Origin of the sequence: Bradyrhizobium sp. SRS-191, from assembly GCF_024586915.1 — a bacterium.
Classification (GTDB): Bacteria; Pseudomonadota; Alphaproteobacteria; order Rhizobiales; family Xanthobacteraceae; genus Bradyrhizobium.
On record NZ_JANBVS010000017.1, the window covers coordinates 41,304 to 63,659 of the forward strand.

The following is a 22,356-nucleotide window of genomic DNA, read 5'->3' on the forward strand; positions in this document are numbered from 1 at the left end:
AGCGCAACGTGCCCTCCGACAGATCGGGCCACGAACTACACCATCACCGTCGCAGCGCGGGTTGCAACTGTCCCGCTGCCGGCATGGGCGCATGCGGAAACAGGCGTTTCCGTGACGCGGAAGGCCGCTACAGTCGGGCCGTTCACCTGATTTGAGCGGCACGATGCATGGAATGATTAGCAGACCGCCGGGAGCGGCCGCGCAGCAGGCGGCGCCGTCGCGCACGATGCTGATCCTCCTGGTCGTGATGACCGGGCTGGCGCCGATCTCGCTGTATCTGCTGGTTCCGGCACTGCCGCTGCTCGCGACCACGTTCGGGCGCGACGCCTCGGTCGTGCAGATGACGGTGTCGTTCTACATGATCGGCATCGCGATCTCGCAGCTTCTACTCGGACCGCTGTCCGACCGTTTCGGCCGCCGCCCCGTGATGCTCGCGGGCCTCGCGCTCTCGATCGTGGCGAGCTTCGGCTGCATCTTTGCCGATACTCTGCCGCAGCTGATTGCGGCCCGCTTCTTCCAGGCCCTCGGCGGCGCCAGCGGCATGGTGATCAGCCGGGCCATCATCCGCGACCTCTATCCACGCGGGCGCATCGGCGCGATGATCAGCCTGGTCGTCGCCGTCATGATGATCGCGCAGATGCTGTCACCGTTGACGGGAGGCCTGATCGAAATCGCATTCGGCTGGCATGCGATCTTCTACGTCGTCGCAGCCGTATCGATTGCGGTCGGTGTCGCGGTCACCCTGGCGCTGCCGGAAACGCGCCCTGCCCGCGTCGAAGGCGCGAGCTTCCGGCGCGACGTCGTCATGCTCGTCAAGAGCCGCGCCTTTCTCGGCTACATGCTGTGCCAGGTGTTGGCGTCGCAGATCATCTTCGCCTTTGCCGGCGGCGGGCCCTACATCGTCGAGGTGCAGATGGGCCGCTCATCGGCGGAATATGGCGCGTGGTTCGCGACGACAGGCTTCGCCTACTTCGCCGGCAATCTGTTCTGCGTGCGCTATGCGCCGCGTCATTCGCTCGATCGGCTGATCTGGTTCGGATTGATCCTGCAGCTCACGAGCGCGGCGCTGAACTTCACGTGGAGCCTGTTCGGCTTCAACCAGATGCCGTCCGTGTTGTTCGGCACGCAGATGCTGCTGATGTTCGCCAACGCCTTCGTGATGGCGAACTCCGCGGCCGGCGCGATCAGCGTTAGGCCAGGCGCCGCCGGCACCGCCTCCGGCGCGATGGGTTTTCTGCAGATGGGGCTGGGCGCACTGACCTCGCAGCTCGGCGCTTATCTGGGCGGTCACTATGCGACGACGCTGCCGCTGACATCGGCGATGCTGACGCTCTCGCTGGCCTGCGCCGCCAGCATGATCTTCCTCGTGCCCCGCACGCCGCTAACGGTGACGAAGGAGCTGATCGAGCAGGCGGAAGAGGATGAGGCCGGGGTGATGTGAGGGGTTGTACGTACTCGCGTGGTTCTCGATATCAGTACGCCGAGGCCGATCAATTCCAGAACGGCCTCAGGACGACTGAATCCCCCAGCTTTCGCGGATGGCGATGGGTGTGAGTGTCGCCGTCGTCCCGGCCTCGAGCCGGGACCCATAACTACCGCCGGTCGGGGCTGGGAGAGCGCTATCCACCAGCCTGCCTCGAACATCTCCCTGGGGGTATGGGTCCCGGCTCAAGGCCGGGACGACAGCGAGGATGGCGCGCGTACTGTGGTGAACCATGCGGTCCACCTCGCACCTCGACTGCCCGGAACATGCACGTGAGATCGACGCCGAACAGCATCGGCGGCGACCGTCACCATGACCGGCTACTCCGCGATCAGCTGCAGCCACTCGTCCTCGGTGAGCACCTTCACGCCGTGCTTCTCGGCGTCCTTCAGCTTGGAGCCGGCCCCGGGACCGGCAACGACATAGTCCGTCTTCTTCGAGACCGAGCCCGACACCTTCGCACCGAGCCGCTCGGCCGTGGCCTTGGCCTCGTCGCGCGTCATCTTTTCCAAGGTGCCGGTGAAGACGACCGTCTTGGTCGCAATCGGCGAGTTGCGCTTGGGCTTTTCAGCATCGAGGATCTTCACCTCGCGCGTCAGCCGCTCGACGATGCCGCGATTATGGTCCTCGCGGAAATAGGCGGCGACGCTCTTGATCACGGTGTCGCCGATCTGGTCGAGCGCATCCATCTCGGCGATCGCCTCCTCGTCCTCGGCGGCGACCTTGAGACAGGCGTCGTGGAACGCCTCCCACGAGCCGTAGCCGCGCGCAAGTGCCAGCGCGGTGGTCTCGCCGACATGGCGCATGCCGAGCGCGTAGATGAAGCGCTCCAGCGCAATCTCGCGACGCGCATCGATGGCGTTGAACAGGTTGCGCACCGAGGTCTCGCCATAGCCCTCGACCTCCTCCAGCTTCAGCTTGGCGTTGCGCTGCTGCAAGGTGAAGATGTCGGCAGGCTCCTTCACCCAGCCTTCATCGAAGAAGAACTGGATCTGCTTCTCGCCGAGGCCGTCGATGTCGAAGGCGCGGCGTGAGGCGAACAGCTTGAGGTGTTCGATCTTCTGATAGGGACAGGCGAACTCGCCGGTGCAGCGCGCGCGCGAGCCCTCCTCGCCGGTCGCGATCTCCTCGCGCACGACGTCGGTGTGCAGCGGGCACGGGCACTTCTTCGGGAAATGGAATTCCTTGGCGTCATCGGGACGCTTGTCGATGAGGACGTCGACCACCTGCGGGATGACGTCGCCGGCGCGCTGGATCACGACGGTGTCGCCGATGCGGATGTCGCGGCCTTCGCGCAGCACCTCGCCCTTGTTGCCGATGCCCTTGATGTAGTCCTCATTGTGCAGCGTCACGTTCTGCACGATGACGCCGCCGACACCGACCGGCTCCAGCTTGCCGACCGGGGTGAACGAGCCGGTGCGGCCGACCTGGATCTCGATGTCCTTGAGCACGGTCATGGCGCGCTCGGCCGGGAATTTATGCGCGATGCCCCAGCGCGGGGTGCGCGAGACGAAGCCGAGCCGCTCCTGCCAATCGATCCGATCGACCTTGTAGACGACGCCGTCGATATCGTAGTCGAGCTCGGCGCGCTGCTCTTCGATCTGATGATGGAAGGCAATCAGTTCCTCGACCGAGTGGCAGAGCTTGGTCAGCGGGTTGGTGGTGAAGCCGCAACGCTCGAACCATTTGATCATGCCGCTCTGCGTCTCCGCCGGCATCGCGCTCATCTCGCCCCAGGCATAGGCGAAGAAGCCGAGCGGCCGTGACGCGGTGATGGTCGGATCCTTTTGGCGCAGAGAGCCAGCGGCGGAATTGCGCGGATTGGCGAAGATGGTGTCGCCGGCTTCCTTCTGGCGTTCGTTCAGCGCAAGGAACGCCTGCTTGGTCATGTAGACCTCGCCACGCACCTCGCAGACGTCAGGCAGGTTGCGGCCGTGCAGCTTCTGCGGCACGTCCTTGAGGGTGCGGATGTTGGCGGTGACGTCCTCGCCCTCGGCGCCGTCGCCGCGGGTCGCCGCGGTGACCAGCTCGCCGCCTTCATAGCGCAGCGACATCGACAGCCCGTCGATCTTCGGCTCGGCGGAGAAATCGATCCGGTCATCATCGGAAAGCTTGAGGAAGCGCGCGATGCGGCCCGCGAAGTCGCGCACGTCCTCCTCGGCGAAAGCGTTGTCGAGCGACAGCATCGGCACGGCGTGCCGCACCTTCTTGAAGCGGCCCGACGGCGCTGCGCCGACCTTCTGCGACGGCGATTCGCTGCTGACGAGTTCGGGAAAGCGGGTCTCGATGGCGTTGAAGCGACGGCGCAGCTCGTCATATTCCGCGTCCGAAATCTTCGGCGCGTCATCCTGGTAGTAGAGCCTGTCGTGGGTCTCGAGCTCCAGCGCCAGCCGCTTCCATTCGACCTTGGCCTGGGCCTTGGTGAGGTCGGCGACATCGACGGGCTGCTTCGGTTTTGTTGTCGATTTTGCTGTCTTGGCCATGCTGCGGACTGTCTGCTCATCAAACCCGAGGCGGCCCAAAGGCCGCCCTGGGATGACGGTTTACACAATGCGCACGGCGGAGCCAAAAGCGTTCGGCCTGAACCCTCAACTTATGCCGCCGCGGCCTCCAGCAGGCGGTCGGCGGCGGCGCGGGCTTCGGCGGTGACCTCGGCGCCGGCCAGCATGCGGGCGATTTCCTCGCGGCGATGGAGGGTGGCGAGCGTGTTGACGCGGGTGACGACCCGTTTCCCGCGGTCGAGCGCGTCCTTGGAGATCAGGAGATGCTGATCCGCCCGGGCCGCGACCTGAGGGGCATGGGTGACAGCCATCACCTGAACCCCATGCGCGAGCCGCGCCAGCCGGGCGCCGATGGCATCCGCCACCGCGCCGCCCACACCGGTGTCGATCTCGTCGAACACCAGGGTCGGCGCCGAGCCGCGATCGGACAGCACCACCTTCAGCGCCAGCAGGAACCGCGACAGTTCGCCACCCGAGGCCACCTTCATCATCGGGCCCGGCCGTGTTCCCGGGTTGGTCTGGACCCAGAACTCGACACGATCGATGCCTTCCGGACCCGGCGCATCGGCGTCGCTGTCGACCTGGGTCATGAACTTGGCGCGCTCGAGCTTCAGCGGCCCCAGCTCGGCATGGACCGCGCGGTTCAGCTTCTCGGAGGCCTTGCTGCGCGCCGCCGACAGCTTGGCCGCAGCCGCGGCGTAGCGCCCGTCCGCCGCCGCGGCTGCCGCTTCGAGCTTCTTCAACTGCTCGGCCCCGGCATCGATCAGCACGACGTCGGCGGCGTATTTGGCGGCCAGCGCGGCAAGACCATCCACCGGGGTGGAGTATTTGCGCGCGGCCGCGCGCAGCGCGAACAGACGCTCCTCGATCCGCTCCAGCTCCAGCGGATCGAAATCGGTGGCCGCCAGCGCCGTGGTCAGATGCTGGTCGGCCTCCTCCAGCGCATTGATCGCGGCATCCATCGCCTTCACGGCCGGATCAACCAGCGCCGGCGAGCTGACCGCGCGCCGCTCCAGCCGTCGCACGGCCGCCGCCAGTGCCGCGATCGGCGACTGGTTACCGCTGACCGCATCCTGGGCGTCACGCAGATCGCCGGCGATCTTCTCGCCCTGCATCATGGCGGTGCGCCGGGCGGCAAGCTGCGTCTCCTCGCCCTCCTTCGGCGCCAGCTTCTTCAGCTCGTCCGAGGCATGCCGCAGATAATCGGCCTCGCGGGCCGCGCGCTCCATGCCGGCGCGATGCTGGTCGAGCGCCGTGACGGCGGTGCGCCGGGCGGCCCACAGCGCCTCGACGCCGGCGACATCTTTCTCCAGACCGGCGAAGGCATCCAGCAGGCGGCGGTGGGTGGCGGCATCGACCAGCGCGCGCTCATCATGCTGGCCATGAATCTCGACCAGCGTGGCGCCGATCGCCTTCAAGGTCTGCACGCTCACGGATTGGTCGTTGATGAAGGCCCGAGTGCGGCCGTCGCCATACTGAACGCGGCGCAGGATCATCTCGCCATCGGCATCCAGGCCGTTGGCGGCGAGGATCCGCGCGGCCGGGTGGTCCTTGCCGATCTCGAACACGGCTGTGACCTGGCCTTGGTCGGCGCCGTGCCGCACCAGGCTGGCGTCACCCCGGCCGCCAAGGGCCAGAGCAAAGGCATCGAGGAGGATCGACTTGCCTGCGCCGGTCTCGCCGGTCAGCACCGCAAGTCCCTCGGAGAATTCGAGATCGAGTCGTTCGATCAGGACGATGTCACGGATCGACAGTCGCGCCAGCATGGAACCGAAGTCCTTCGTAACGGGGCAGAATGCCCCTGAGCGAACGACTCGATGCTAGCAGCAAAATGAGAACAAAACAAGAATTGAGAACAAAGAGAGATCGCCCTCAGCCGGCGCCGTGCCCGTTCAGCCGAGACCCAGCTTCTTGAAGGCGCGCGAGATGTAGGAGCCCTTGTTCTCCTCCGGCTCGACGCCACCCGACTTCACGAGGTTATAAGCGTCCTTGTACCACTTGCTGTCCGGGAAGTTGTGGCCGAGCACGGCGGCCGCCGTCTGCGCCTCGCCGACGATGCCGATCGTCATGTAGGCCTCGGTCAGGCGATACAGGGCTTCCTCGACGTGGCGAGTCGTCTGGTACTGCGTCACCACCGTCTTGAAGCGATTGATGGCCGCAGTGTAGTCGCGCTTCTGCATGTAGTAGCGGCCGACGTCCATCTCCTTGCCGGCGAGCTGGTCGCGGGCGCCCTCCATCTTGGCCTTGGCGCTGGTCGCGTATTCGGAGGCCGGATATTTGCGCACGACCTCTTCGAGCGCCGCGATCGCCTTCTCGGTGCGGCCCTGGTCGCGGCTGATGTCCGGGATCTGGTCGTAATGCGAAGCGGCGATCAGGTATTGCGCGTAGGCGGCGTCCGGGCTGCCCGGATGCAGGGTCACGTAGCGCGTGGCAGCGCCGATGCAGCCGTCGTAATCGCCCGCCTGGTAGGAGGCGTAGGCCGACATCAACAGCGATTTCCGGGCCCAATCGGAATAAGGATGCTGGCGATCGACCTCCTCGAACTTCTTGGTCGCAGCCTTCACATCCTTCTTCTCGTTCATCAGGAACAAGCCCTCATTATAGAGCTTGTCTGCAGGCTCATCGACGAAGGTGTCGTCCTTGGCCAGAAACTTGTCCCAGAGACCGCCGGTGCCGCAGCCCGCCAGGGGCAGCGCGAGCATGAGCAGCGACGCTGCAAGCCGAGCGCCGCGAGCGGCCGATACGGGACGGGAGAATTCGCGCGTGAGACGCTGGTTCGACATGCTTCTCTGGAACCCGATGCCTGTGATCTGATCTACGCCGCGCACCATGACCATCGTCTCATGATCGCGAAGGAAAGAGCCCCGCTTGTGGCGCGCATCACGCTGCCACGGCCTCTCTAGCTGAAAACACTTCGTCAACCAACCGCATAGGCAGCCAATCCGTCCGGATTAAGGCGAGACCGAGGCTGCCGCCTCGCATCATGGTTACCGCTGCAAAAGCCTTTGGAAAACCCATAGAAATGGCGCGTCCCGAAACAGGCCGGGATCGCACGGCAACAATCGCTAACGAAAATGGTGAGGGCCTCTCGGTGCGCGAGCGCACGGGAAAGCCGAAGCGGCGGTCCCGACTCTCGACTCGTCAAGCGGTCACGACCTGACGATTCGCCGTTGTCCAATGAGCTCAGGACACGTCCGGGCCGAAGGCCGGGGCGATCATGCCACCGACCATGCCGCCGACGACCTCGGCCGCCACGCGGGGACGGCGCACCGTCTCGCCCTCGACAAGCCGCCAAGCGGTGCGGTCGGCCATCAGCGCGGTAAGGACGGCGTGGTTCAGCTTGTGGCCGCCGCGGACCGAGCGGTAGGTGCCGAGCAGCGGCAGGCCGGCCAGCGCCAGATCCCCGATCGCATCCAGCACCTTGTGGCGGGCGCATTCGTCGGCGTAGCGGAGACCTTCCGGATTGAGCAGACGCTCCTCGTCGAACACCAGCGTGTTGTCGAAAGACGAACCGAGTGCGAAGCCGGCGTTCCAGAGACGGGAGACATCGCTCATGAAGCCGAAGGTGCGGGCGCGCGCGATTTCGCGGCGGAAGCGTTCCGGATTGAGCTCGAAATGATAGGCCTGACGGCCGATGACGGAGTTGGCGAAGTCGACCTCGACCTCGACGCGGAAGCCTGAATTGTTCGGACGCAGTTCGCCCATCGAGGCGCCCATCGTCACCTGAACCGGCTTCAGCACCTGGATGTAACGGCGGGGGGCGGACTGATTGATGATGCCGGCCTGGTCGATCGCGGCAACGAACGGAGCGGCGCTGCCGTCCATGATCGGCACTTCGGGACCATCGACCTCGACAAGGGCGTTATCGACGCCCATGCCGCGCAGCGCGGCCAGAATGTGCTCAGCGGTGGAGACCAGCGGGCCGTTGCGGTCACCGAGCACCGTTGCCAGTTCGGTGGCGATCACCGATCCGAAGGACGCCTGGACCTCGCGGTCAGCGCCATCGAGACCCGTGCGAAGGAAGACGATACCGGCGTCGATCGGTGCGGGGCCGATCGTCAGGCTGACCGGCGCACCCGAATGGACGCCTACACCCGTGACGGTGGCTTGCGAACGAAGCGTTGTTTGCCGGCTGAATTTCATCGACGACCGCCCAAGACCCCGCCTGAACCCCCATCGGCCGCCCCTCGCGAACCGACTCATTTTCAGGCATCCCCAAGTCACGGCAGAACTTAACGAGAGCCCCAAAGAGCGCCAACTCACGCTTCTTTACGGATTGTTACCCCATCTCTGCCGTATTCGCGCCAACCCTTAACCAAACTGGAACGTGGCCTTAACCCTCCCCGTTCCGCATCCAAACACCGAAAGAATAATTAATCATTTAAAATCAGTTAGTTGAACGACCATTCACGGCTCCGGAATGCCCATTGAAAAGGCCCGGCTCTCGCGAGCCGGGCCTGTTCAGCACCATCGGGGCTGTAACAATTCTCAGGTTGCCTGCCGGCGCAGGAAGGCCGGGATATCCAAATGGTCGTCGCCCTGTGGCGCGGGGGCCACAGGCGCGGGACGGCCATGGACGTCCAGACCCTGCGGAGCGGGACGGCGGGCGTACTCAGAGACAGGCGATTCGTGGCTTGCGACCTGCTGGGCAACGTTCCGCTGCGGTTTGCGTTCCGGCAGCGGCGGCATCTGCGGCATGGCCGGAGCAGCGTTGCGGCCCGACATCGGCGGCTCGCTCTCCTCGTCACGACGGCCGAGGCCGACATTGGCGAGACGCTGCAGCAGCGACATGCGGGTCTTTTGCGGATGCTCCTCGCCCTCATCGCCCCTCGCCTGCCGGATCTCGGCCTGGGCCGGCATCGGCAGGTCCTCGAACTTCGGCATGCGCGGCGCGCGGGTGGGAACCCGCTCGGCGGCCTGCGGGATGAAGGTCTCCGGCGGAGCAGCCGGCTCGACCGGCGCGGCGCGCTGGGCTTCCGGCTCGGGGAACAGCGACGGCTTCTGAGCGATCGGACGCACGGTCACATCGCCATAGGACGCCGCGGTCGGGACCGGAGCGGGAGCCGGCGCCGGCTCGTTTGCCATGGCGGCAGCCACGGCAGCCAGGGTGTCGCGCTCGAGGTTCGGAGCCGGACGCGGCGCCGGAGCCACCGGCGCGGGCGCCGGTTGGGCCACGGCCGGAGCCACGGACGCCTGCTGCTCGAGCTTGGCAGCGCGTTCCGCCAGCCGCTGATTGTCGGCGCGCAGGCGCGCGGTCAGGTCGGCGAGACGGCTTTCAGGAAGACCCGCGTGAGCGGTCGGGGCGGCGGCAATCGGAGCGACAGCCGCCGCCGGCTGTGCAGTCGTCGTGACGCCGCGGTTGAACTGCGCCTGCTCGATGCCGGTGGCAACGACGGAGACGCGGATCAGGCCGTCGAGCGATTCGTCGAAGGTGGCGCCGACGATGATGTTGGCGTCCTGGTCGACCTCCTCGCGGATGCGGGTCGCGGCTTCGTCGACCTCGAACAGGGTCAGGTCCTTGCCGCCGGTGATCGAGATCAACAGGCCGCGGGCGCCCTTCATCGAGGAATCGTCGATCAGCGGGTTGGCGATCGCGGCTTCGGCAGCCGTCAGCGCGCGCTTCTCGCCCGACGCCTCGCCGGTGCCCATCATCGCCTTGCCCATCTCACGCATGACGGCGCGGACGTCGGCGAAGTCGAGGTTGATCAGGCCTTCCTTGACCATGAGGTCGGTGATGCAGGCCACGCCCGAATACAGCACCTGGTCGGCCATCGCGAACGCGTCGGCAAAGGTGGTCTTCTCGTTGGCGACCCGGAACAGGTTCTGGTTCGGGATGATCAGCAAGGTGTCGACCACCTTGTGCAGCTCGGAGATGCCGGACTCCGCGGTGCGCATGCGGCGCGCGCCTTCGAAGTGGAACGGCTTGGTGACGACACCCACGGTGAGGATGTTCATCTCGCGCGCGGTCTTGGCGATGACCGGAGCAGCACCCGTGCCGGTGCCGCCGCCCATGCCGGCGGTCACGAACACCATGTTGGCGCCCGAGAGATGATCGCGGATCTCGTCGATCACCTCCTGCGCGGCGGCAGCGCCGACGTCCGGCTGCGAGCCGGCGCCCAACCCTTGCGTCACCTGCGTGCCCATCTGGATGATGCGCTGCGCCTTCGACATGGTCAGCGCCTGCGCGTCGGTGTTGGCGACGACGAAGTCGACACCCTGCAGGCCGGCCGTGATCATGTTGTTGACGGCGTTGCCGCCCGCGCCGCCGACGCCGAACACCGTGATCCGGGGCTTCAGCTCGTGGATATCAGGAGGGGTAATAGTGAGTGCCATGATTGCCTCTCGATCACGCGCGCGTGGGTTCGCCCCGGCCGCCGGCCGTGGGTGGTGTTGTTGGAATTCGCATGGGGTGGAAAGCGGTCATCAGAAGCCCTCGCGTAGCCATCGTCCGACCTTTCCGAAATAGCCGTCGGTTCCTGTCCCGACCTGCCGCGTATGCCGCGGTTCGACGTGTTCGAGATGCGCGTATTGCGGATAGACCAGGAGCCCGGTGGGCACCGCGAAGGCGGCGTTCTTGGCCTCGCTGGGGAGACGGCCGAAGCCGAGCGGACGGCCGACGCGCACCGGGCGGTCGAGGATCCGGGTCGCAAGCTCGACCAGACCCGTCAGCTGGGAGGCGCCTCCGCTGAGGACGACGCGCGCCTTGGGTTCTGCCGCAAAGGGCGAATCCTTCAGCCGGTCGCGGACCATTTCAAAAATCTCCTCTGCGCGGTGCCTGACGATGTTCGCGATGGTGGCGCGGGACACGATCTGCGGAACATCCCGCTCGTTGTCACCGGCCGTCGGAACAGACATCAACTCACGCGCGTCGGACCCGCCAGTCAGCACCGTGCCATATAACGTCTTGATTCGCTCGGCATCTGCAATGCACGCTGATAGTCCGCGCGCAAGATCCATGGTCACGTGATGCCCGCCGAGCGCAAATCCGGAGGCATGGACGAAGCGCCCGCCCGAATAGATCGCGATCGTCGTGGTGCCCGCCCCCATCTCGACCACGGCCGCGCCGAGATCGGCCTCGTCGTCGGTCAGCACCGAGAGCCCGGCAACATACGGGCTCGCCGCCATCGCCTCGACGTTGAGATGGCAGCGCTCGACCACGAGCATCAGGTTCTTGGCGACGGTGGCGTCGGTCGTGACAACGTTCATGTCGACGCCGAACTGCCGCGCCAGCATGCCGCGGGGATCCCGGATGCCCTTCACGCCATCGAGCGTGTAGCCGACCGGCAAGGCGTGCAGCACCGCCCGCCCGTCACCGGTCGCATGGTGCATCCCGGTGGAGGTCACGCGGCTGACATCGGCCTGGGTCACGGCGCCGCCGCGAATGTCGGAGGTCGCTTCGATCAGATGGCCCATAACGCGGCCGCCGGCGACCGGCAGCAGCACGGACTCCACGCGCACTTTGGCCATGCGCTCGGCCAGCGCGACGGCCTGCCGCACAGCCTGCTCGCATTCGACGGGATCGACGACCGCGCCGGCCTTGACGCCGCGCGACTGGATCTGGCTGTAGCCGATCAGTTCCACGGCGTGCGTCCGGCCGCGTAGCGCGTCGCTCGGCGGCGCCGGCTTCAGCCGCGCGATCATGCAGGCGATCTTGCTGGTGCCGACGTCGAGCGAGGCCACCAGCGCGGTGCGCTTCTGGCCCATCGGGCGAGTCTTCGGAGTCTGGCGATCGAAGCCGGTCATGCGTCACCGGCTTTCTTCTTGGACTTCTTGTCCTTGAACAGATCATCGCGCGCCTTCGCGGCGTCGTCCGACAGCTGCACCGTCAGCCGGTCCGACAGCCGCATGTCGATGGCGACGATGTCGCGCGAGAACAGTCTGTCGTCCTGGTCGAGCTGGCTCAGCGTCGCCAGCGCATTGCCGACGTCGTTCTCAGGCAAACGAATGTCGAGGCCGTCCTTGGTGCGCAGGTTCCAGCGGCGCTCGCCGACGAAAACCGCGGCCTTGGTCACGGCACGCACCTGCGGATAGCGGGCGAGCAGCGCGAGGAAATCGCGCGCACGGCTCTCGGCGCCCTTGCCGACCACGAGCGGCAGAGTGAGGAAGCGGCGCGACACATATTGTTCGAGCACGGCGCCGTCATCGGCGATCACCGAGAGGCGGCCCTCCTGCTGCCAGAGCGCGAACGCCTTGCGCTCGACGATGTCGATCTGCAGCTGGTTCGGGAAGAACTTCTGCACCGTCGCTTCGGCGATCCAGGGGTTGGCCTTGAGCTTGTCGCGAACGGCGGCCGCATCCAGGAACAGCAGCGACGAGCGGCCGGAGACGCCACCGATCGCGAGGATCTCGTCCTGGGTCAGCTGCTTGCGGCCGTTGATCGCGACCGCGGTGATCCGGAAGCCGGCCGCGTTGGCCAGCGCGTTGCGGGTGTCGGACAGCGCCGCATTGACGTCCTGGGCGTGACCGCCCTTGACGATGCCGAGCCAGACGCTGCCGAACAGCAGGCCGACCGTCGCCACGGTGCCGAGCCGGCGCGGCAGATAGCGCTCGACGAACTCGACGATGCGGGGCGGCGCCTCGCGCTCGGCCATTGGCGCGAGCGCGGCCGACCGGTGATCTCTGGGGGCAGGCTGACCGCGGTGCGACTGCTTCTTGCCTGCGCGCGCGAACGTCAATCGCGGCAGACGGGCTGAGACATACTCGCGCAGCAGGATTGCCGCGCCAAGGGCAGCGGCTTTGAGGTTCGCTTGAGGCCTCTGCGATCGAGCGAGGCGTCCTGCACCATCCATTGCACGAGCTCATCAACTGTTGCGCCCGCAATACTCGCGGACCCACGCCACGGTCCCGGCGGCTGGCGACCATCGCAAGAGCGAGGTCACGACCCGGCAGCCGAGCACCACTGAGGCGCCAGCGTTAACCTTCGGACGTCCTGGTAAACAAAAAGTAAAATAGGTCCGGAGAGATGATTTTTTTCTCCGATTTATGAGGACCTTGCCCGGAATTCTTAAGCATTTTACGGGTTACAGGAACCACCGGGCGACGCCGGGCCGGGTTCCTCCGGTGCGACTACCGCACACTTTATGATCGGCGCACACGGCGGTCCGCCAAGTCGATCTGCTGCTGCAGGAAGTCGGCGAAGCCAATGCCCTGGGCCGCGAGCGCCTTCGGATAGAGCGAGGCGGCGGTCAGCCCGGGCAGCGTGTTGGTCTCCAAATAGACCGGGCCGCTGGCCGAGACGATGAAGTCGGTGCGTGAATAGCCGCCGCAGGACAAGGCGCGATGGGCCTTGATCGCCTCTCGCTGCAGCGACGCCGTCACCTCAGGACTGAAGCGCCCCGGACAGATCTCCTTCGTGGCCGCAGCGAGGTACTTCGCGAAATAGTTGAAGGCGCCGTCGGCCGGCAGGATCTCGATCGGCGGCAGCGCGATCAGCGATCCATCGGCCTGCTCGAGCACGCCGCAGGTCGCCTCCGTCCCGGTGACGAACGGCTCGAGGAGATACTCCTCGGTCGCGGCGGCCGCCTTCACGGCAATGAGGTCCTGCTTGGCGTTGACGAAGATCAGTCCGAAGCTGGAGCCGTCCTTGACGGGCTTGGCGATCAGGCGGCCATAGCGCGCCAGTGCAGACTCGGCGTCATCAAGCGCAACGCCTTCGGCCGCGGTGACACCGCCGAGCACAGCGAACCGCTTGGCTGCCACCTTGTCGAAGGCGAGATGGGACGATGCCGAACTCGAGCCGGTGAACGGCACGCCGCGCATCTCACACATCAGTTGAAGCTCGCCGTTCTCGGCGCGTCCGCCATGAAGCCCGAGCACCAGCAGTCGGTCTTCGGCGCTGGCACGATCGAGCGCCTCTGCCAGTGTCCCGATCCGGGCGCCGTCGGCGGTGAACGGCTCCTCGAACGGCTTGGCATGGGCGACCAGCGCCTGGCCGCTCGCGTGATGCACGGTATCGTCGGCGTCCCAGAACCAGAGGTCGGCTTGCGGCAACGCCGCGTGCAGCGCCTTGGCGCTGGCGACCGAGACGAGACGTTCCTTGTTGGTGCCGCCGAACAGAATCGTGGTGCGCATCAATGGCTTCTCGATTGATCTCAGAACGCGGTTGCGACACTGCGGACTTCACGTGAGCCGGCGGGTTGTCAGCTCGCCTTGATTCCGATCCGCTTGATTTCCCACTGCAGCTCGATGCCAGAGCTCGCCTTGACGCGTTCGCGCACGGTCTCACCCAGAGTCTCGATGTCGTCGGCGGTCGCGTTGCCAGTGTTGATCAGGAAATTGCAGTGCATCTCCGAGACCTGGGCGCTGCCGACCTTGAGGCCGCGGCAGCCCGCGGCATCGACCAGCTTCCAGGCCGAATGCCCCGGCGGGTTCTTGAAGGTCGAGCCGCCGGTCTTCTCGCGGATCGGCTGCGCCGTCTCGCGATGCGCCTGCACATCGGCCATGCGCGCCCGGATTGCCTCCGGCGCTGATGGCGTGCCGCGGAAACGCGCGGCCGTAAAGATCAGCGCGGGATCTGTGCCGCTCGCACGGTAGGTGAACTTCATGTCGGCATTGCTGAAGCGATGCGTCCTGCCCTGACGGTCTACCGCCGTCGCCTCGACGAGAATATCCTTGGTCTCGCCGCCATTGGCGCCGGCATTCATGCGGAGCGCGCCACCGATGGTGCCGGGAATGCCGAACAGGAATTCCAAGCCGGCGAGATTGGCTGACGCCGCGACCTCGGCGACACGCTTGTCGAGCACGGCTGTGCCGGCGGTGACGATATCGTCCTCCGCCTTGACCTCGCCGAACGCGCGCGGCGCCAAACGGATCACGACGCCCGGCACGCCGCCATCGCGTACGATCATGTTGGAGCCGACGCCGATGACGTAGACTGCAAGCTCATCCGGCAGGTGCTTCAGAAAGTAGGCGAGGTCGTCAGCGTCGGCCGGCGTGAAAAGCACTTGCGCCGGTCCGCCGACGCGAAACCAGGTGAGCGGCGCGAGACTCTCATTGGCGAGCAGCCGCCCGCGCAGCTCAGGCATGGCGGCTTTGAGATCGGGCGTGATGTCGGGGAAGCTCACTGCCCTACCCCAGCGCCTTCAATTCGTTCGGCAGCGCGTAAGCCCATTGCGTGATGTTGCCGGCGCCGAGGCACACGACGAGGTCGCCCGGCTTGGCGAGATCCTTGACGATGCCGGCAAGATCGGCGGACTTGGGGAGCGGCAGCACGTCGCGATGGCCGTGAGCGCGCAGGCCGAGCACGAAGCGATCGCGGTCGATGCCTTCGATCGGCGCTTCGCCCGCCGGATAGACATCGGCGACGATGACGGCATCGGCATCGTTGAAGCAGGTGCAGAACTCCTCGAACAGCGACTGCAGCCGGGTGTAGCGATGCGGCTGCACCACGGCGACGACCTTGCCGTTGGTCGATTCCCGCGCCGCCTTCAGCACGGCCGCGATCTCGACGGGGTGATGGCCGTAGTCGTCGATCACCGTGACGCCATTCCATTCGCCGGTGCGGGTGAAGCGGCGCTTCACGCCGCCAAAGCCGGCGATGGCCTTGCGGATCGCCTCGTCGGACAGGCCGAGCTCGCGGGCGACGGCAATCGCCGCCGTGGCGTTCGAGGCGTTGTGCCGGCCGGGCATCGGCAGCGCAATGTCGGCAATCTCGTGCGTCGCGCCGCTCTTGCGATCGCGGAACACGACCTTGAACGACGAGCCGCCGCCCATCGGCGTGAGATCGACGAGGCGGACATCGGCCTGCGGATTCACGCCGTAGGTGATGATGCGGCGGTCCTCGATCTTGCCGACCAAAGCCTGCACCACCGGGTGATCGATGCACATCACGGCGAAGCCGTAGAAAGGCACGTTCTCGACGAAGGCGCGGAACGCGTCCTGCACGGCATCGAACGTCTTGAAATGATCGAGATGCTCGGGATCGACATTGGTGACGATCGCGACGTCGGCCGGCAACTTGAGGAAAGTGCCGTCGCTCTCGTCGGCCTCGACCACCATCCACTCGCCGCCGCCGAGCCGCGCATTGGTGCCGTAGGCATTGATGATGCCGCCATTGATCACGGTCGGATCGAGCCCGCCGGCATCGAGCAGCGCCGCAACCATCGAGGTGGTCGTGGTCTTGCCGTGGGTGCCGGCGATCGCGACACAGCTCTTCAGCCGCATCAGCTCGGCCAGCATCTCGGCGCGGCGCACGACGGGGATACGCTGCGCGCGCGCCGCCATCAGTTCCGGATTGTCGCGCTTGATCGCGGTCGAGACGACGACGACGTCGGCGCCCGCCACGTTCTCCGCCTTGTGGCCGACGCTGACCGTGATGCCCTTCTCGCGCAGGCGCGCGACATTGGCGTTGTCGGAGGCATCCGAGCCCTGCACCGTGTAGCCGAGATTGCACAGCACCTCGGCGATGCCGCTCATGCCGATGCCGCCGATCCCGACGAAGTGGATGGGTCCAATCTCGCGCGGCAGTCTCATGGGGCGTCTCGTCTCAAGGGGGCTCCGCCGCGCCCTTCGGAGGGCGAGCGGCCGCGAATCACTGGCCCTTCTTGCAAGACATGGCTGACCGGGACAAGCCCGCTTCGACCGCAAAAATTGCCGAATTCAGGGTCAATCGCCTGACTTTGGGCGATTTTCCCGTTCCGATCACCAAAACCCTGGGAACTCCGGCCCCCGCCTTCCGACCTTTCACGGTTCCTTAAGTGCAACCTCAGCTCGGACCCGCGCAGTCTGATACCTGCAGTTTTTGCGCGTTCACTCCGCGCACAGCCGTGGCATGGCGGTATCCAGCCGCGGCCACACGCGCCGCGTGCAATGCCGATGGAGTGACCTCACGATGTGCGCGCTGTGTGAAACCGAATCTCCCCTCCTGTCCCGTCGCCGGCTGCTCGGCAGGGGCGCCGGCTTGCTGGCCGCAGCCACGCTCGGGCTCGGCACCGGCACCGCCTGGGCCAAGGATAAGAAAGAGACCGCGCCTGCGCCCAACGCCATCTCGGCCGACGAGGCGTTGAAGCGGATCATGGACGGCAATGCGCGCTACGCCGCCGGCAATCTGGACAACAAGGATTTCTCGGCCGGACGCGCCGCGCGCGCCACCGCGCAATATCCGATCGCGGCGATCGTGAGCTGCGCGGATTCCCGCGTCGCGCCTGAGCTGGTGTTCGATCAGGCTCCGGGCGAGCTGTTCGTGGTCCGCGTCGCCGGCAATTTCGTCAATGACGACGGTCTGGCCAGCCTCGAATATGGCGTGAAGTTCCTCGGCATTCCGCTCGTGCTCGTTCTCGGCCATAGCGGCTGCGGCGCCGTCGACGCCACCATCAAGGTGTTGAAGGACGGCACCAAGCTGCCGGGCCATCTGCCGGAGCTGGTGAACGCGCTGAAGCCGGGCGTGGAGGCCGCGATCGCCAAGAAGCCGCAGGATCTGCTGGCGGAAGCGACGAAGGAGAACGTCCGCCACAACGTCCAGCGCCTGGCGAAGGCCAAGCCGATCGTCAGCAAGATGGTTGGCGACGGCAGGGTGAAGATCCTCGGCGGCGTCTACGATATCGAGTCCGGCCGCGTCGTCACGCTCTGACGCTGGCAGACGACAGCGCGCGGTCGGCACGCTCGCCGGCCGCAGCGAGCCAGCAGATCTGATGACAGAACCAGGCCTCGACGGACTCCACGAACCCCGGCGTCAGCGACAATCGCTGGCGCCGCTCGTCGAAGCGCAGCAGACGTCGCTGTTCCATCGCCGCGAGCAGGTTGCGGATATGCGAGCGTGACACACCGAGCGAGGCTGCGAGCTCCGCGGTGGACACATCGACTGCGGTCCGGCCAGCAGCCGAGTGGGCGACGAGCGTCAGCGCCAGATGAATGCCGCTGTCGTGCTCGTCCGTCCAGGCGAGATCCGGAAAGCTCGTCAGCGGCCGGTTGGCGCGGCACAGCCAGGTCGCGCATTGCCGGATCATCTCGGAGAAGAAGGTATCGTCGCCGTGCAGGCGCCGGCTCAACTGCTCGCCCCGCGTCAGCTGGGCGTGGCAGTCGAGGTGAAGGGCGAGCCAGCCCCGGAGGCCATCGAGGATGACAGGCCCGGGTATCAAATAGCGGATGCGGGCATCGTCGGGATCGCGCTCCACCTTCACCAGCGACAGACCGCGCAGCATCGCCACGAAAACCGCCGTCTGCCGCGGCCCGGGCAGCCGGGCCTGCAACCGAGTCAAGGTCGGACGCTCGGTGGCGTCGCGGGCCGACACATGCATCATGACGATATGCGCCGCGATCTCGGTCGGGGCGCGCTGTCCGAACAGCTTGATCATTAGGCGCTGGCCGCGCAGCGGCGCGACCATCTGGTCGCAGAAGCTGACGAAGACCGGGACGAAGCACGGATGATCCCGCAGGCGCATCGGGTCGTGCTGCGGCTGCGCAAGTCCGCTCATGCCCGGCCTGCGCGCGCCCCGCTCACGGCGTAGCTGTCTTGATGACGAGATCGGCGAGACGCTCGGCGGCATCGAGCCGCCCGACGCCGCGCGCCGCCGCCGCCATCGCCGCCAGCCGGGCGGGCTCGGCGGCGAGCGCCGATATCTCCGAGGCCAGCCGGTCGGACGTGAAGTCGGTCTGCACGATCCGGATCGCGGCGTTGGCGTTCGACAGCACGCCGGCATTGGCGAACTGGTCCTGGTCGATGGCGCCGGGCAGCGGCACCAGGATCGAGGGCCGGCCGATCGCGGCGAGCTCGGCGACGGTGCCGGCGCCGGAGCGCGAGATCACGAGATGATTGGCGGCGAGCCGCGCCGGCAAGTCGGTGAAGAACGGCTGCAATTCGGCATTGATCTTGAGCCGGTCGTAGACCGCGCGCACCCGCGCCATGTCTTCCTGGCGGACCTGCTGGGTCAACACGAGCCGACTCCATAAAGCGGGCTCGAGCCGCTTGATCGCGCCGGGCACGACATCACTCATGACGCGCGCGCCCTGGCTGCCGCCGACCACGAGCAGCCGCAGCGGACCGGTGGTCTCTGGCGCGACATAGGGCACAGCCGCCGCCTCGAGGATGGCGGGTCGCATCGGCGTGCCGACCGTCGTGGTCTTGGCGGCAAGTGCCGGATCGCGGTCGAGCACGCCGGGCAGCGAGGTCGCGATCGCCTTCACATGCGAGGACAGGAAGCGGTTCGCGCGGCCGAGCACAGCGTTTGCGTCATGAATCAGGCTCGGCACGCCGGCGAGCCGTGCAGCCAAGAGCGGCGGCACGGTGGGATAGCCGCCGAAGCCGATCACCGCGGCGGGCTTCAACCGCCGCATCAGATTGAATGCAGCCAGGGTGCCGCTGCCGAGCAGCAGCGCGGTGCGTGCCAGCGCCACCGGCGAACGGCTGCGCACCGTCTCGCTCGGCACCACGTCGATCATGTCCTTGGTGAACAGGCCGCTGTAGCGCAACGCGCGGGCGTCGGTGACGAGGCGGACGCGATAGCCGCGCTTGATCAGCTCGACACCGAGTGCTTCGGCAGGAAACAGATGGCCGCCGGTGCCGCCGGCGGCCAGCAGAATGAGGGGCGCAGTTGATGTCATGCGGGCTTGTTTACAGGCAATGTGTCGTCATTGCGAGCCGGCCCGGCGTTCAGGCGTAGGTGCGCAGCGTTCCGGCCGCATCGGTGACCTCGGCCTCGATCCGCGGCCGCTGCCGCGTCAGCGCCAGCATCATGCCGACGCCATAGGCGAGCGACACGATCGAGGAGCCGCCATAGGAGATGAACGGCAGGGTCATGCCCTTGGCGGGGATCAGCTGCAAATTGACCGAGATGTTGATGGCCGCCTGGATGCCGAACAGGATCGCGAGCCCCGACGCCGCGAACCGCGAGAAGCCGTCCTCGCTGGCATAGGCGCGCGACAGGGTGCGGATGACGATGAAGCCGAACAGCGCGACCAGTGCCAGGCAGAGAATAATGCCGAACTCCTCGGCGGCGACCGCGAACACGAAGTCGGTGTGGCTATCCGGGAGACTGCGCTTGGCGATGCCCTCGCCCGGCCCGAGGCCGAACCAGCCGCCGTTGGAGAACGCTTCCATCGCGGTGTCGACCTGGAAGGTGTCGCCGGAAGCCGGATTCATGAAGCGCTTGATGCGCCCGGCGACGTGCGGGACCAGCAGATAGGCGCCGAACAGGCCGGCCGCCGCGGCGCCGGCGAGGCCCGCGACCCAGATCATGCGCATGCCGGCGATGAAGAACAGCGAGCCCCATACCATCAGGATCAGCATGGTCTGGCCGAAATCCGGCTCCATCACCAGGAGCGACACCAGCATCAACAGCAGCACCAGCGCCATCGTGGTCGCCGGCATGTCGGGACGCCGCGCCGACTCCGAGAACAGCCAGGCGGAGACGACGACGAAAGCCGGCTTGGCCGCTTCCGAGGCCTGGATGTTGACGCCGACGAGCGTGATCCAGCGACGCGAGCCCTTGACCTCGGGGCCGATCGCCAATGTCAGCACGATCAGCACGATGGCGATCGCGAACACCACCAGCGCGCTGCGCCGGATCTGCCGCGGCGACAGGAACGACACGCCGATCAGCACGATGAAGGACGGCAGCAGGAACAGGACGTGGCGGTTGAAGAAATGGAACGGGTCGAGCCCGATGCGTGTGGCGACCGGCGGACTGGCGGCCAGCGACAGGATCACCCCGCAGAGCATCAACGCCAGGATCGAGCCCAGCAACGGCTTGTCGACCGTCCACCACCAGTCGGACAGCGGATTGCGTTCTTCACGGGAGAGCATCGGGCCACCACCTGAGCCGAGGAATCAGCCCATTGGCGCCTAGGATGGTTATCGAAGGGTTAAGGTAGTCCCATCAATTGGAGCAGCCGGCTAATCCAGCAAACACTCGTCATTCCCCGCGAAAGCGGGGGATCCAGTACGCCGAGACAGCGCGGTGAAAGCACATCGGCCTCTGGAATACTGGGTCACCCGCTTTCGCGGGTGACGACAGGGGAGATTGGCGGGAGAGCGATCACACCACCGGCGTCACGCCCGGCAGCGCCTGCACGAGCTCGCGAAAACGCGTGCCGCGGATTTCGAAATTGCGGAACTGGTCGAACGAGGCGCAGGCCGGCGACAACAGGACGACCGCCTCTTTCAATCCCGACGCCTCCGCGTCCGCAGCGGCCTTAGCGACGGCGACTTCCAGCGTCCCGGACGTTTCGTGCAGCACCTTCTCCCCGAGCGTGCCGGCGAACTCCGCGGCCGCCTCGCCGATCAGATAGGCCTTGCGGATGCGCGGAAAGAAGCCGGTCAGGCTGGTGATGCCGCCCGCCTTCGGCTTGCCGCCGGCGATCCAGAAGATGTCGGCGAAGGACGACAGCGCATGCGCTGTCGCGTCCGCGTTGGTGCCCTTGGAGTCGTTGACGAACAGCACGTTGGCGCGCCGGCCGACCTGCTCCATGCGATGGGCGAGGCCGGGGAAGCTGCGCAGGCCCTGCTGCAGCACGTCCTGCTTCACGCCGATCGCAAGCGCGGCGGCCGCGGCGCAGCCCGCGTTCTGCGCGTTGTGCTGCCCGCGCAACGAGCCGATGCCGCCGAGCCGCGCGACCTCGCTGCGCGCGCCGCCGGCGCTGCGCACGATCGTCTCATGCTCGGTGTACAAGCCATCGGCCAGCGGGTTCTTCACCGAGATGCGCACGACGCGCTTGCCGGCCTGATCGAGGCGGTCGGCAATCGCCCGGCAAAAGCCGTCGTCGACGCCGACGATGGCCGTGCCCTGCGACTGCACTCCCGCCACCAGCCGCTCCTTCACCGCCGCGTAGTTCTCGATCGTCCCGTGGCGGTCGATATGGTCCTCGCTCACATTGATCAGGATGCCCACGCTCGGATCGAGCGAAGGCGTCAGGTCGATCTGGTAGGACGACATCTCGATCACATGCACGCGGCCCATCCGCGGCGGCTCCAACGACAGGATTGCGGTGCCGATATTGCCGCCCATCTGGGTGTCGTAGCCGGCCACCCGCATCAGATGCGCGATCAGCGCGGTCGTGGTGGACTTGCCGTTGGTCCCGGTGATCGCGACGAACGGCGCATCCGGCGCGTGGCGCCTGCGCTCGCGGCAGAACAGCTCGATATCGCCGATCACCTCGACGCCCGCCTCGCGCGCCCTCAGCACGCTCCAATGCGGCACGGGATGAGTCAGCGGCACGCCCGGCGCCAGCACAAGGGCGGCGAAGTTAGCCCAGGACACCGTGCGCAGATCGGCAGTGATGAACCCGGCTTTCGCCGCTTCGGTCATCCGGTCGGCGCCGTCATCGGCCGCGATCACTTCGGCGCCGCCCGCGCGCAGCGCGTGGCACGACGCCAACCCCGAGCCGCCGAGCCCGAACACGGCGACGGTCTTGCCGGCGAAAGAGGTGACGGGGATCATG

At 66.6% G+C, this 22,356-nt stretch carries 16 protein-coding genes; 2 read left to right on the forward strand and 14 right to left on the reverse strand.

Annotated elements, in window-relative coordinates; all coding sequences use genetic code 11:
* The first annotated feature begins 163 nt into the window (after positions 1-163).
* Positions 164-1,441 carry a multidrug effflux MFS transporter gene (locus NLR35_RS25890; protein ID WP_257169360.1) on the forward strand — a complete coding sequence of 426 codons (1,278 nt, stop codon included), beginning with the start codon at positions 164-166 and terminating at the stop codon, positions 1,439-1,441.
* Between the two features lie 362 nt (positions 1,442-1,803).
* On the opposite strand, the gene ligA is transcribed toward NLR35_RS25890, so the two are convergent.
* The 10 genes from ligA to murC form a co-directional block, all read right to left on the reverse strand.
* Entirely contained in the window at positions 1,804-3,966 is a 2,163-nt protein-coding gene (ligA, locus tag NLR35_RS25895) for an NAD-dependent DNA ligase LigA (RefSeq protein ID WP_257169361.1), read from the reverse strand.
* 110 nt (positions 3,967-4,076) lie between these two features.
* Positions 4,077-5,750, reverse strand: a complete 1,674-nt coding sequence (recN, locus tag NLR35_RS25900; protein ID WP_257169362.1) for a DNA repair protein RecN — start codon at positions 5,748-5,750, stop codon at positions 4,077-4,079.
* A gap of 126 nt (positions 5,751-5,876) precedes the next feature.
* Positions 5,877-6,767 carry an outer membrane protein assembly factor BamD gene (locus tag NLR35_RS25905; RefSeq protein ID WP_257169363.1) on the reverse strand — a complete coding sequence of 297 codons (891 nt, stop codon included), beginning with the start codon at positions 6,765-6,767 and terminating at the stop codon, positions 5,877-5,879.
* 400 nt (positions 6,768-7,167) lie between these two features.
* A complete protein-coding gene (gene lpxC / locus NLR35_RS25910) occupies positions 7,168-8,127 on the reverse strand; it encodes a UDP-3-O-acyl-N-acetylglucosamine deacetylase (RefSeq protein ID WP_257169364.1) in 960 nt (319 codons plus the stop codon).
* A 345-nt stretch (positions 8,128-8,472) separates the two neighbouring features.
* The gene (ftsZ, locus tag NLR35_RS25915; RefSeq protein ID WP_257169365.1) at positions 8,473-10,317 is read right to left on the reverse strand and encodes a cell division protein FtsZ; all 1,845 of its coding nucleotides are present in this window, start codon (positions 10,315-10,317) and stop codon (positions 8,473-8,475) included.
* Positions 10,318-10,407: 90 nt separating this feature from the next.
* A complete protein-coding gene (ftsA, locus tag NLR35_RS25920) occupies positions 10,408-11,727 on the reverse strand; it encodes a cell division protein FtsA (RefSeq protein ID WP_257169366.1) in 1,320 nt (439 codons plus the stop codon).
* Positions 11,724-12,773, reverse strand: a complete 1,050-nt coding sequence (locus tag NLR35_RS25925) for a cell division protein FtsQ/DivIB (protein WP_257169367.1) — start codon at positions 12,771-12,773, stop codon at positions 11,724-11,726. Before NLR35_RS25925 ends, ftsA begins: the two co-directional genes overlap by 4 nt.
* Positions 12,774-13,062: 289 nt before the next feature.
* Positions 13,063-14,055: a D-alanine--D-alanine ligase gene (locus tag NLR35_RS25930; protein WP_257169368.1), complete on the reverse strand. Its 993-nt coding sequence runs from the start codon at positions 14,053-14,055 to the stop codon at positions 13,063-13,065.
* Positions 14,056-14,123: 68 nt separating this feature from the next.
* Complete coding sequence (gene murB / locus NLR35_RS25935) at positions 14,124-15,047, reverse strand: UDP-N-acetylmuramate dehydrogenase (protein ID WP_257169369.1); 924 nt, start codon at positions 15,045-15,047, stop codon at positions 14,124-14,126.
* Between the two features lie 4 nt (positions 15,048-15,051).
* A complete protein-coding gene (murC, locus tag NLR35_RS25940) occupies positions 15,052-16,455 on the reverse strand; it encodes a UDP-N-acetylmuramate--L-alanine ligase (protein ID WP_257169370.1) in 1,404 nt (467 codons plus the stop codon).
* 358 nt (positions 16,456-16,813) lie between these two features.
* Here murC and NLR35_RS25945 point away from each other — a divergent pair, with 358 nt between their 5' ends.
* Positions 16,814-17,551 carry a carbonic anhydrase gene (locus NLR35_RS25945; RefSeq protein ID WP_257169371.1) on the forward strand — a complete coding sequence of 246 codons (738 nt, stop codon included), beginning with the start codon at positions 16,814-16,816 and terminating at the stop codon, positions 17,549-17,551.
* Here NLR35_RS25945 and NLR35_RS25950 read toward each other — a convergent pair.
* The 4 genes from NLR35_RS25950 to murD all read right to left on the reverse strand — a co-directional run bounded on the left by NLR35_RS25950 (position 17,541) and on the right by murD (position 22,355).
* The gene (locus NLR35_RS25950; protein WP_257169372.1) at positions 17,541-18,395 is read right to left on the reverse strand and encodes a hypothetical protein; all 855 of its coding nucleotides are present in this window, start codon (positions 18,393-18,395) and stop codon (positions 17,541-17,543) included. The genes NLR35_RS25945 and NLR35_RS25950 overlap by 11 nt on opposite strands.
* Positions 18,396-18,417: 22 nt before the next feature.
* Positions 18,418-19,521 (reverse strand): undecaprenyldiphospho-muramoylpentapeptide beta-N-acetylglucosaminyltransferase, encoded by a 1,104-nt coding sequence (murG, locus tag NLR35_RS25955; RefSeq protein WP_257169373.1) that lies wholly within the window; start codon positions 19,519-19,521, stop codon positions 18,418-18,420.
* A gap of 49 nt (positions 19,522-19,570) precedes the next feature.
* Positions 19,571-20,722, reverse strand: a complete 1,152-nt coding sequence (gene ftsW, locus NLR35_RS25960; RefSeq protein ID WP_257169374.1) for a putative lipid II flippase FtsW — start codon at positions 20,720-20,722, stop codon at positions 19,571-19,573.
* Positions 20,723-20,954: 232 nt separating this feature from the next.
* On the reverse strand, positions 20,955-22,355 hold the full coding sequence (gene murD / locus NLR35_RS25965) for a UDP-N-acetylmuramoyl-L-alanine--D-glutamate ligase (RefSeq protein WP_257169375.1): 1,401 nt from the start codon (positions 22,353-22,355) through the stop codon (positions 20,955-20,957).
* Position 22,356: the final 1 nt, after the last annotated feature.